This window comes from Parasutterella secunda (assembly GCF_016901835.1).
In the GTDB taxonomy this organism is placed as follows: Bacteria; Pseudomonadota; Gammaproteobacteria; order Burkholderiales; family Burkholderiaceae_F; genus Aphodousia; species Aphodousia faecavium.
Map to the genome: position 1 here is coordinate 13,235 of NZ_JACJKX010000012.1, position 12,898 is coordinate 26,132.

General features: G+C 40.1%; 8 protein-coding genes and 1 pseudogene. 4 read left to right on the forward strand and 5 right to left on the reverse strand.

Annotation, left to right across the window (positions count from 1 at the left end):
* Position 1: 1 nt before the first annotated feature.
* The 5 genes and pseudogenes from rfbF to H5985_RS06870 all read right to left on the reverse strand — a co-directional run bounded on the left by rfbF (position 2) and on the right by H5985_RS06870 (position 7,957).
* Positions 2 to 784 (reverse strand): glucose-1-phosphate cytidylyltransferase, encoded by a 783-nt coding sequence (gene rfbF / locus H5985_RS06840; RefSeq protein WP_205050569.1) that lies wholly within the window; start codon positions 782 to 784, stop codon positions 2 to 4.
* Positions 781 to 4,260 carry an FkbM family methyltransferase gene (locus tag H5985_RS06845; protein ID WP_205050570.1) on the reverse strand — a complete coding sequence of 1,160 codons (3,480 nt, stop codon included), beginning with the start codon at positions 4,258 to 4,260 and terminating at the stop codon, positions 781 to 783. The genes rfbF and H5985_RS06845 overlap by 4 nt, the downstream gene beginning before the upstream one ends.
* Positions 4,261 to 4,339: 79 nt before the next feature.
* Positions 4,340 to 5,392, reverse strand: a complete 1,053-nt coding sequence (locus H5985_RS06850) for an acyltransferase (RefSeq protein WP_205050571.1) — start codon at positions 5,390 to 5,392, stop codon at positions 4,340 to 4,342.
* 297 nt (positions 5,393 to 5,689) lie between these two features.
* A pseudogene (locus H5985_RS09460) lies at positions 5,690 to 6,838 on the reverse strand (IS256 family transposase); the annotation flags it as partial.
* A 237-nt stretch (positions 6,839 to 7,075) separates the two neighbouring features.
* A complete protein-coding gene (locus H5985_RS06870) occupies positions 7,076 to 7,957 on the reverse strand; it encodes a YicC/YloC family endoribonuclease (RefSeq protein WP_205050574.1) in 882 nt (293 codons plus the stop codon).
* A 181-nt stretch (positions 7,958 to 8,138) separates the two neighbouring features.
* On the opposite strand from H5985_RS06870, the gene H5985_RS06875 reads away from it, so the two are divergent.
* The 4 genes from H5985_RS06875 (at position 8,139) to traD (ending at position 12,894) form a co-directional block, all read left to right on the forward strand.
* Positions 8,139 to 8,600: a hypothetical protein gene (locus H5985_RS06875; RefSeq protein ID WP_205050575.1), complete on the forward strand. Its 462-nt coding sequence runs from the start codon at positions 8,139 to 8,141 to the stop codon at positions 8,598 to 8,600.
* Positions 8,601 to 8,805: 205 nt separating this feature from the next.
* The gene (locus H5985_RS06880) at positions 8,806 to 9,216 is read left to right on the forward strand and encodes a hypothetical protein (RefSeq protein WP_205050576.1); all 411 of its coding nucleotides are present in this window, start codon (positions 8,806 to 8,808) and stop codon (positions 9,214 to 9,216) included.
* Positions 9,213 to 11,012: a TraI domain-containing protein gene (locus H5985_RS06885; protein WP_205050577.1), complete on the forward strand. Its 1,800-nt coding sequence runs from the start codon at positions 9,213 to 9,215 to the stop codon at positions 11,010 to 11,012. Before H5985_RS06880 ends, H5985_RS06885 begins: the two co-directional genes overlap by 4 nt.
* On the forward strand, positions 11,005 to 12,894 hold the full coding sequence (traD, locus tag H5985_RS06890) for a conjugative transfer system coupling protein TraD (protein WP_205050578.1): 1,890 nt from the start codon (positions 11,005 to 11,007) through the stop codon (positions 12,892 to 12,894). Before H5985_RS06885 ends, traD begins: the two co-directional genes overlap by 8 nt.
* The last annotated feature ends 4 nt before the right edge of the window (positions 12,895 to 12,898 follow it).

Sequence of the window (12,898 nt, forward strand, 5' to 3'; positions counted from 1 at the left end):
TTCAATCCTTCCAGACTTTCCACGGAGCATTACCAGACGTCCACATATTTTCGAGCAATTGCTTCTCCCTCACTGTATCCATGCATTGCCAAAAACCCCTGTGTTTATAAGCCATTAACTGACCCAGTTTGGCAATAGTTTCTAAAGGCGTCTTTTCCAAAACGGTGGAGTCATTCTCTATATAGTCAATAAACTCGGGTTGACAAACCATATATCCGATATTGATCATATTCCCATCTCCCTGGGTTTTTTCACGGAATTCAGTTATCTTACCCTCATTATCAATATCAACAACACCAAAACGCTGTCCCGCATTGTATACCGACATGGTCACCATCTTTCCATGTGACTGATGGTATGCTACAAGTTTTCCAATATCTATATCTGAAACGCCATCCCCGTAAGTCAACATGAACGGCTCATTACCAATGTAGTCCTTAATGCGTTTTACGCGACCACCTGTCATAGTATTTAAGCCAGTATCAACAACTGTCACCTTCCATGGATCAGCATGATTTTTATGCACAATAAGATCATTCTTCCCTTTTGTAAAGTCGAAAGTTATGTCAGATGTGTGAAGGAAATAATCGGCAAAATACTCTTTAATTACATGTTGTTTATAACCAGCACAAACAACGAATTCGTTATACCCATAATTTGAATACAACTTCATAATATGCAACAAAATTGGAAGTCCGCCTAACTCAACCATAGGTTTTGGCTTATAGATACTCTCCTCAGAAATTCTAGTTCCAAAACCACCTGCTAAAAGTACTACTTTCATTTTTTATTCTCCGTAGTTAAAACATATCCTAGTAACATTACTTCTGTTACCAAATCATGGTAAACAATTTTCCGAACCATAAATTGATAATCCAATTGCAAATCTTCAATTAAAGGCTTAATCTCAAAAAAATCCTCCGGTCGATGATAGATTGCTATTGACAAAACGGGACGATAACGCTTGATTGTTTCTAAAGCTCCTTGAACAGCAGCGAGTTCGTTCCCTTCGATATCTAGCTTGATAAGGCCAACCTCCAAATTATTTTCTCTAACATAATCGTCAATTGTCAGCAATTTCACCTTGTTAGAGGTCATTTGAGGACCTTTTATTGCATTAACTTTGCTCAAATTAGAGGCGCTCTTCAACTCATTGGAGTATAGCAAAGTTGACTCTTGCTTATTGCCCAAACCTGCCTCGATAGTTATCACTCGATCAGCCATATTATTTAGACACATAGTATCTTTTAATTGTTTAAAGTTGTCCGGCTGAGGCTCAAAAGCATAAATTTTTCTTGGATGATAACCATTAATGACCAAAGCACTATCTCCCCAGTATGCTCCACCATCGATAACATCTTTGGAATGTATAGTCCGTGTCACCGCTTCTGGCAATAAAGTTAAACCACAATGAAACTTGAACACTGGGACTTCAAAATTACTTACACTGGAAGGTATAACAAATTGCTGTTTAATCTTTTCAATATTAAGTTTTATAGCCGCACCCTTTAGCTCTTCAGGAGTATATATGTGTGCATGATCATAGCGAAACAGATCAGAATCACTCTGTTTTGGTAAAAGTTCAAAATTCCTATAACAAATTTTTTCGATTAATTCACAACTTTCATTATCAAGACCCTTTTTCAACCTTATTTTTTTTTCATCAATTTGAGAGTATTTCTCTAAGTAAAATTTCTTCCACACGTCGACCCAACCTGTAGTCCACACCGCATGGTAAAACCCCTGAAATTCTCGTTTCATATCCTCCAATTGCTCGCGGATTTTCCTTGTTTCATCTTCTTTCTTTTTACTATTACAGATCTTGCCTTCTATGCTACGAATTGATTCTTCAAGATTCTCAACAAGTTGATTGTTTTTCTCCAATAATTGTCTTTGCCTATTCTCAAATTCGAGAACTCGATCCTCTAGCTCAATCAATTTTTTCTTAGTATGAGTAGAATAATCTTCATTAATTTCTTTTATTTTTCCATCCAATACATTAATTCGACAGTTTAATTGTCTAATACGAAGTCGCATACTAGACAAAATATTTACAACACTCCTCTTAAATTTCAAAAATACATCATTGTTATTTTTTAATTGGGAGTGTAGCCACTCTATTTTGGTTAGTAGATCATTCTTAACCCAATCTAACCCATTGTGTAACCATTTAATTAAGTTAAATAAGTCAGATTTTGAGATATATTTTATGTAAAAAGAACCTAAGCCAATTGTGTGGTACGAATCTTCCAAGCCTAAATGGAATAACTTTTTGTAACCCCGCCTTGTCATATTTAATATCTTATTCGTGGTCTTGGCCAAGGAATATAGAGTTGCAGAACGCATTTTTAGCAATCGATAAAATATTCGAGCCTTGGGGTTATAGTCAAAAATTCTCGATAAGCAATTCTTATCCGTTTCATCAAATAAACACCCTACCCTATCGAAAAAAACAGGAATTGCTTTGTTTTGTAATTTTGACAGCATCCATCGAGCATACTCAAACTTAAACTCTTCAATATAACTATACAGAGTAGAATTTTTGGATAAGCCAAAAATTTTAAGAATATCGGACTGATATTCAGAGCCAGATATAAATTCATCAATATGTCGCTCTGTCATGTTGTTAGACAAATTTCCAACACTACGAATTCTGTATTTGTACAATGCTTCTTGAACTGTTGCTATACGATTCGTTTGTAAAAAAGCCAATGTCATTACCGGAACATCTTCCCAGGCTAGAACTTTTGGTCTAAATTGGAAATGCTTAATCCCCCGAATGTATTCCGTCCGAAATAATTTACACCAAGCGGCTGGTTCCATTAGTAATTGAGGTCGCTCTTCTAAAGATAACAATTGGTCTGAATTACTGTACCACCAAAGAGGTCTGTGCAAATATGAATTTGACAACTGGTCAACAAAAGCAGTAACACCACACGTCACAATGTCTGCACATAAAGATTCTGCCTTCCTATACAACTTTTCAAACATTGCTTGATCACAAACATCATCACTATCAACGTAAGCAAGATACTTCCCTGATGCATAATGTAAGGCTGTATTTCTGGATATTGCTAATCCTTGATTACTAGTATGTTGAATAAGGGTAATCCTTGGATCTTTAGCATAATAATCCTTTAGGATTTCAAAACTAGTATCCGTACTCCCATTATCTACAAATATAAATTCAATTTTCTTTAATGTCTGATTAAGTAAACTTTCCACACAATCTTTAAGAAAAGGAGCTACGTTATAGACAGGCACTAAGATTGAGACCAGTGGTTTAAACCCTATTTTATTAGGATATACACTCAATTCTGGGCTGATACTTTGAAAATGTTGATCCAACCTATCGTAAAATTTCACTCTATCATTTGCCCTTGCGTATTCGACAACTCCATACCTCTTTTTATATAAGTCTTGTTCTTTCTTATCCAAATAACCCATTAACCTTTGTGTTGTTATTACCTTAATTTTCTGATCAAGTTTCTTTTTCTGTATCCACACATTAAATAGTCTCTCACCTAAGAAACCCAATACACGCCGTTGTGAACTATTAGAACCTGAATATTTTTCTGAGTTTAAAGGTAATACTTTCTGTAGTTGTAAAATAATATTAAAAAGCCATTCAGCATACTCAAAAAAAAGCTCCTTCTTCATAATGAACATATTACAAAAATGAGCATTTTTCAGTTCTTTAGTTCTTGCAATTGACTCTGTGTAATCCGGATAGAGCTCATTGATTACATCAACAGCCTTATCGAAATCTTCTGAATAATGAGCGTGTTTGTAGTGAGTTTCCAGTGTAGCTGGCGTAGCCCAATCCTTGGGATCCAATATTGCCTCTGTCTCTGGCAAAACCAGATCATATCCTTCACATACTTTTCCAATATCACTCTCGGTCCATCCATAACGTTTCCTGGTTTCTAAATTAAAGTCAAAGAATGCGCACTTCCAAGGATCCGACTCCAAAACTCGGTAACCAAAATTTAAAAACCTACGATAATGAAATAGCCCAACATAGTCGGGATTACCTAATTTTTCATAATTTTTCCAAGCCCAATAGATTGCTGTAAGCTCTGCACAATATGGATGAAGGTAGGCGATGTTATCATCTGAGCTATCCCAAAAATCGTTTTTAAAATATTCCTTTACTTCATTTGGCGCATAATGAGAACCTAATAATATTGGAGCAAATAAACTATCCCTGATGACAGGTACTTCTTTATGGCAACAAACTAAGATTTTGAACTTGGACATTTCTAAACTCCATATCGGAAATCAATAAACTCTATCCGCTTCAATAAATTCTGATCATTATAAAGTTAGTTACATTTTTTTACCTATTATCTTTACATTTCTTCTTGGAAGTAGCTAATTGCATAATTTTCGAACATAATGGATTTAAAAAGAAGTTATCAACCACTACAGCAACAATTAAGGAAAAAATAAAAACTATAACCGTCATAATAAGGTGTAACAGAATAGACAGAGATCCAGTCCACTGCATCGGGTAATATTTAATTGTTATTTCAAATACCATCATATGTACAAGATAAACAACAAACGAGTGTTTAGCTATAAACATTATTACTGGAGATAAGTTCGAGAGTTTATCTTTTAATCGTTTTGCTAAAGACAAAATACCAAAATAAGTACCAAGAGTAATTATTGTAAAAATTGGAGATAAATCGTGGATATAATTTGTCACACCTTTGTACTTTAGAATGAGAGAAATACCTACACCTACAAATGCCAACGTGAATAAAATCTCCTTCACTCTCTTGGTATAAATTATCTTTTCAACGCAAGTACCTAAATAAAAATAAAGACTATACCCACTAAAAATGAAGGACCAACAGTAATTTACATGACAGATTGAGCAAATCATCATCATCGCATGGGCGAACAGACCAAATCCCAAAAATAACCAACATTCAGTCAAATTGAAATTAACAAAAGCTTTTGCTAGAAGGGGGGCTAAAACAATATTCCCAATAAGAACATACAAAAACCAGTATTCAGTGTCTGCTAATTCACCCAAAAGATTCAAAAAATAATTACTTCCTTCATAAAGAGACCGAATATAGAAAAATATGAGTATCGGTATCCCCAAATAAACCATTTTCTTTAAATAGTACAGATAGAGTGACTGTCTTTCAATTAACGCAAATTTTCCGCTCATTAAAAAAAACATCCCATTACAAGTAAAAAATATTATCTGCATCAATTGAAAGTAGAAAAAGCTAACAGGGTCTTTGAAATCAATAACTGCTAGTGTATGAACGGCGATAACAAAGAGCATCGCAATAACACGAATATAATCAAATTCGATAAGATGAATTTTTTTAGTGGTCTGAATTGATGATTTAGGGGGGGGGCACAAATTCATTTTATTTATCTGCCTCATCTTGTTATTTTCAAAAGAAAAATGTTGGAGTGGTAATTTCTTCGAACCACTACGCTTTTTTATAAAGAGACCTTGTCATAGGCTAGAAAATGAAGGACTTACGGGATCAGAGTATAACGAAATTTGTGTTTAAAGGTAAACTGTTACAAAATCTGTGTCTGAAGGTTCTTTAGTTTAATTCCTTTTAAATTTGGGTTCAATTCTTTTGCTACAAAGTGGGCTGGGCTTTGAAGAGATTGCATTGCAGGAACGAAGAAGCCCTATTTTGCAGTGGCCGCTTTATTCAAGATGTAATCGATCGCCAAAGAAAAGTCGCATCTCTAAAAGTGCCTTGCGCCACTTGGAGACCGTCTTGCTCCATTCCTTAGTTGAATTCTTTATCGCCAGCCAAATCAGCTTCTTGGCAGCATCTTCATTGGGGAATAGCGTTCGGGTTTTGATTACTTTTCGGATCGAACGATTCAAGGCTTCAATACTGTTGGTCGTATAAATAAGTCGACGAATTTCCGGTCCAAAATTAAAGCACGGTACCACCTGCCCCCAGGCACATTCCCAAATGGCTCCTATATTTGGATAGCGTTGACCGTAGGCACTTTGCTTAAATTTCTCCAACTCCTCTTTAGCCGCTTCAACTGTAGGAGCTTGGTAGATGGTTTTGAGCGCCTTAATTACTCCTTTCATATCTTTCCAATTAATGAAGGCCATTGAGTTTCGAATCAAATGAACAATGCACGTTTGATGTAGCGTATCCGGAAATACCGTGTTCATGGCTTCCGTCATCCCTTTTAATCCGTCCGTAACGGCAATCAAAATATCCTCTACACCACGATTCTTTAGTTTAGTAAATACACTGGCTCAAAATGAGGCACCCTCATTCTCGTTAAACCACATCCCTAAGACATCTCGGCTACCGTCGGTTTTTATTCCCAAAGCTAAATGCACGGCCATAGCTTTTACTCCGGTACCGGAATGAATTTTGACCCTTAAAGCATCAAAGAAAACGACCGGGTAACAGGCATCTAAAGGCTGGTTCTGTCACTCTTTAACGTCCTCTAAAACGCTCTCTGTGACATGACTGATGAATTCAGCACTGACGCCAACCCCGTAAAGTTCTTCCAAATGAGCTGAGATTTCACGGGTACTCATCCCTCTGACGTACATACTGATGATTTTGTCATCAATGCCCTTGATTCGGCGTTCCCGCTTAGGAACACTGATGGGTTCAAAAGTTGAATTACGATCTCTTGGAACGTTCAGATCAATTTCCCCTAAATCGGTAATGACGGTTTTCTTGGTCGTTCCGTTACGTTTATTGGCAGGGAACTTGTCTTGGTCAGAATTCGATTCTTGAGGCTTGTTAACGTCCAAAACGTTATTTTTAAGATGATTGTCAAGCTCCCCTTTGAGCGTACTCTCAAGAAATTTTTGACCGCTCTTTTTTTAATGAAATCAGATAGATCTTCGCTGGTTAGGGCAGCCCCACCTCGCTGTTGCATCTTGTCGAGAACATACGATTCAATGAATGAGTCGAAATCCGATGGAGCATTTTTCTTTTGTGTCATAAAGGTTCATTTTGCGGGCATCGCCCGCTCAGTTTAATGAAAATCCTTAGACACCGATTTTTTTCATATTCCTAGAAACCAAATTTTCTTATACTCTCTATGACTATTCCATATTTTGAATTTGTTCGCGCATTTTTTCTATATTGACTTTAAGCGTCAAAGATGCCTGCGTCATTTCAATCGCTGCAGCTTTACTTCCCAGAGTATTAGCCTCTCGATTGAGTTCCTGCATCATGAAGTCAAGTTTTTTGCCTACCTCGCCTCCGACTTTTAATAACCGTCTAACTTCTTTCACATGCGTTAAAAGTCGTTTCATCTCCTCATCCACATCCAATTTAATCGCATAAAGAATTACTTCCTGACGAATACGGTCACTGACCTCTTCTTTAGTTAAAGTGGAGCGTTCTACCAAAGTTTTTGATAAAGCCTCTTCTAAACGTTCTTCCAATTTCTTCTGAATATTGTCAATAATCTCTGGAATTTTAGGTTGCAACGCATCCACAGTTTCCACAATTCGATCGCAGTAATCATTAATGACACTAGCTAACGCTTCTCCCTCCCGTTTTCTGGCTGCTAAGAAAACTGCCAATGCACTAATGAGTCCCTCCAAGACTTCTTTCTTGAGAAGGTCAAAGTCAACGGTTTTTGGCTGTAAAATTCCCGGGAAACTCAAAACCTGCGAAACCGTCAAAGGTTTAACGTCCGGATGAGCTTTCATCACTTCATTTTGAAGTGAATAAAGATTAGTCATAGCTTGTGTATTTAAAGTTTGCTCTAAAACAGCTTCCCCCATCCATTGCATACGACATTCAATCTTGCCACGGGCCACGCTTTTAGCTAAAACCGCTCGAATTTCGCCTTCTAAAAAACGCAGCTCTTCAGGTAATCTCATCGAGATTTCCTGATAACGAGAATTGACACTTTTCACTTCAATAGCCAGATGTCCCAACAGTGTTTCAATTTGGAGGTGGGCAAAGCCCGTCATGCTACAAACCGTCACAATAGCCTCTGATCGTTCAATTAGAATGTGGACATTTTAAGACTTTCACCAATTAAAGCTACTTTTGACTTATCTCAGAACTTGCATGGCGTTCTTCATTACAATGCGCCCCTCACCTCGCTTAATCGAAGCGTGATTTTTTATATTTTTGCTTGTAAAGGAAAACATGAAAGATCTTTATTCTTTTAACCTGGTTACTCTTCTCAACTGCGGAAAAATCCGATATTTAAACCAAGACTCCGCAGATCCCTGTCACTTCTATGATGTCTCCTTTTTCGATTTAAAGGATTTACAAATCGAAAACGTCATCAAAGCCGTGGGGCTTTATCCCCTCCCTTTCTTTTCAGTAAAACTTGCTGATCGCAAGACTCACATCAGAAAGGTTGAAGCCATCCGCAATACGTGGTTCAGTGTCCACATGGCTGACTTCATCCATAACACCAATCACCTTTTAACATATGCCGCTAAAATCAATGAGCCTCACGATCTGCATGAAAAGCTCTGCTTAAAAGACGAGCATTGGTCTTTACTTCATACCGAAGCCGGTGATAATGTTTCTGTCATTCAATACGCATTTTTGCGTATCGGCGGGGATCAAATTTTGAACCGTTTACCCCCCCCGAGATGAAAACCAAATACTCCGCCCGGTCGATAAGCTTTTAAAAAGTAAACTCCCTCACTCCATTGTCTCGGCTTTACTGCATACTTCCGACAACAATGTCCGAGACCTTCGCAAACAACATGTTGATGGCGCCAACTTTATCGGACGCTCCATTCCACAAAGACGTCTGCTAGAACGTCATACTTTCAGCCGCTTCTCGCTTTTTGTCGGCGTGAGCTTTTTTAAGTTCCTCTGCTCTTTAGGTTACAAACCGGTTGAAGCATTTTTAAAAACCATTGATGCCTTCGAATCGGCTCCGACCATTCTTGCCAATCGCAAAGAAGAGTTCCAATTCGGCAACAACCTTTTTCACTGGTTGGACGCTCATGGTCTTTTACCGACTAAGCACTACAAACATCATCGAGTGAGTCAACCGGAAGACTTCCCGGAAAACTTGCACGACTATTTTGACTTCAAAACAGTAAAGTACATCCCTGAGATTAAAAACCTGGGACTCTTTCACATTCCAGAATGCATGGATCAGGAACATAAGCGTCTGCTTCATGCCATCAACGAGGCCATTAAAAACAAAACTTGCTTAAATACGGTCGTTCAACGCTACTACGAAGGAGCGTTTGAATGATTTCCTTTTTTGCCAACTTCAAAAGTGTTAAGCATAAAGTCCAAGCACCCTTAGGAGCACATCTTCCTGACAAACTTCAGCCGATCAACGTGGAAGAGTTCTTAATCTCACACGAAACGCTTCTAAAAAGACTGAAACTGGCCTACTCCGATACCGACAGTTGGGAAACCAAAATTCTTCCCTGTGTCAAAGCAACGGCTCTCATGAGTGCGCATCTGCCTTACTCAGCCTCCGGCATTTTCAGCGATATGGACGGTCTTTTTAAAGCCAGTGTTTCCGCTGCAACTTATGCCATCGAAGTTATGGAAAGTTCCGTGCAGTTAGAGAAAAACATCATGGCGCAGCACCTTTTGCAGGGAAGACTCAAAGCGGTAGCGTGCCTTGCAGGCCTTTGCTCTTTTTTCGATGTCTTTGAAAAAGTGATCATCGGGGAGAAAACAACCGATTCCGGGTCATCTTTTTTTCACATCAGTGAATCCAACCACACCAAGCACATTGCTTTTGATCCCCTCTCCATGCCCTTTAACTCATGGGTTTTGGAAAAACTGGCAACCAATCCAACCATTGATTTGACCCTTCAATGGAGGTCTTCTCCCACTCTCATCACGCAAACTCAACAGAATTTGAAGCTTTTTTTGGCCAGGCACATTCTTTTACCTGAGACTTTAGCCTGGTTATCAGAAGCCGGTCCCTTGCCGCTATCAGAACTCATGAAGTGCCTTACGACCGACAACGATCTTGAGAATCTTCCGTCATCGGTCATCAAAGCGCGAAACCTGGGAGTGTACCGAACGTGTCTCTTAGAGCGCGAACGGTTGGGAGCAGAGTTAGGCAAAATTCTCGAACCTCAAGGTTGGCAAGACACCTTGATTCGTATTCTCCGAACAAGGATTCTGAACGACTGGGAAATCAATGCTAAGGATAGCCCCTTGAGAAAGGGCGCAGACGGCCTCTTTTTATTCTGGCCCGATGTTTTTCCTATATTGATCGATGACATGAAGTCCTTCGGTCTCGTAGATTTACCCACCGATCCCGATATCTGGGCAGGATGTCTACTCTCAAGTGGCATTACCCTTGCCTCTATCAACAAAACCCCTACTTGCTCCATTGCGGTAACGCCTAACGCCAACCCACGAAAGGCCATTAAATTATCAGACGCCGTCTTCTTTACAAGCGGAAGGGTTCTGGCAACGAAGACCATCAAACGCAACTTTGAAGTGGACATTAAACTCGTTGCCTCATTAGCACTTTCAAAACTCACACGTGAAGCGCTCGAGGTTGCCAATCGCGCTTTTACAGACGATTTACCTTCTGATACTCCTCAACAACCTCACTTAATTTGGTATCTCAACAAAGAACTCAAACAAGCGAGTCTTGAAGAAGCTCTGGGCTTAATTCTTAATCAATTAACTGAAAATGCCTCTACTACCCTTCACCACATCATTGATGAAGGTTTATTCATCAATGAAGATTTGGTCAGACAATCAAAAACTTCCCTTTCCTTTGAACATCTTGTTCTGGCTTTATTGTCTGAAGGCGTGATCTACCAAACAGCCAAACTAGAACCCTTGTGGGTAACCCATACCGATTCAAACGGCACACTCACCAATGGCTTTTTAGTGCGTCCTGATGCTTTAGAGGCTTTGTCCGACAATAAAAAGGTTTCTTTCAATGACGCTTTTCTGGCTATTTATGGGAAAGCGCCCGATCCAAAGTTCGCCTTTAAAGAAGTACTCAAAGAACCGACCGATCAGTTAAGTCTCGATTTTGAGGGAAAGGAAGAGAGAAATGAGTGACGCACAAAAAACGTCTCAGACGTTTGAGCGGTATGAGTGTTGGCGCCCGGCCTATGAAAGTTTTGCCGTTCTAGCCTGGTTCATCGCCTTTGGTTGGGTCTCTTGGCTTTATTTCACAGAGCGTTTGCCACTTACGTGGTGCGCCATTCTTTGGACCATTACACTCGCGATGCTCATCAAACGCGCTTTTGAAATGCTTAAAGTTTTAAATGCTCGAGCAGCCCTTTCTGGATCTCAACTCGCCTTCATGACGTTTGAAGAACTCGCCCGAATTATGAAAGGGCACACAAACGACTTATGGCTCGGATACGGATTTCGGTGGTGGCCCGAACACTCTCAAAAGCTCTATGAGCTCATGAAACTTGATTGGACGAAGCTCTTATTACCGTCATGGCTCACCCGACTTCTTCTTAAAAACTCTGAACTACCCGATGAAGCCGCAGGGCTTCCCATTATCCATGGCGTCAGTACCTACGATGACTCACTTTTTCGTCCTTTAAAAAACTTCGAAGGCGGCCTGTGTCTTTGTGGTACCACTCAAGCCGGTAAAGGCGTTTATTTAAGTCACTTGGTGGCTCAAGCCATTGCCCGAGGTGATGTCGTAATCGTTATTGACCCCAAACACTCCTCACGCCTTAAAGACAATATTTTGCATGCTTGTCGAGCTTCAGGTCGCGACGATCCCCTCACCTTTCACCCGGCCTTTCCTGATACCGGGGTGAGGCTTGACCCCATGCACAGTTTTACCAACGCTACGGAAATCGCCTCCCGCATCCGTCAAGCCTTCCCACCCAATATGGATGAAAGCTTTGCCAACTTTGCCTGGATGGCCGTCAACGCCATCGCACAAGGTCTCATTGCATTGGAAAGTCGTCCTACGCTTCCCTTGATTGCCAAATACGTCAAACTGGGTATTTATGATATTTTGGAACCGTTACTCGAAAAACATGCCAGAGAATACGCTCCCAAGGATTGGCAAAAACACTATCTAGACTTAAAAGAAAAAGCAGGCAAACCACCTGCCCCTAATGTGACTGAACGTCTGATGGTTTTAGTAGCCCTCTATGAAACCGACCTTCATCACATTGCTCCTGATCCTGCTATTGATGGACTTATTGAAGTCTTTCGTCACAATCGTGAGCACTACTCAAAGATTACGGCCTCCCTTTTACCCATTCTTTCGATGCTTACGACAGGAAAACTTGCGGACAGCCTCTCACCCACCATCGTTGATATGCACGATACGAGGCCCGTGATGAATCTTGAGAAGATCATCAACGGAGGTCACGTTCTTTATATCGGTCTGGATTCTATGCCCAACCCCACCGTTGCCTCGACCTTAGCGGGTATTTGGCTTGCGGATCTCGCTAATATCGCCGGTCGCCGATATAACCTTGGGTTATCCGCTTTAAATTCCCGTCGTATCAGCTTATTTGTGGACGAAGTCTCCAACGTCATCAATGTCCCTTTAATTGAAATTCTCAATAAAGGGGCAGAATCCGGCATTGCCACAACCTGTGCCATGCAAACCATCGCAGATCTTGCTCACCGCATGGGAAGCCTGGAAGCCGCCCACGTGGTACTTGGGAACCTCAATAACTTGATTGCCTTAAGAACCAAAGATCAGATGACGCAAAACTTTGTCGTCGAGACACTGGGCAATACCTACATTGCCAATCAAAGTCTCTCCATCAATAACCGCGCACCGGATCATCTGTCACCTGACTATCACTCAGGCCTCACCCGTCAGATGAATTCCGAACTTGAACCTATATTCCCGCCTGAATTTTTAGGAAAACTTCCCAATTGTGAGGCCATTGTTCAGGTCTCTGCGGGCTACATCTATAAAACCCGTTGTCCCATCCTTGTGAGCAAAAGGTAATCCA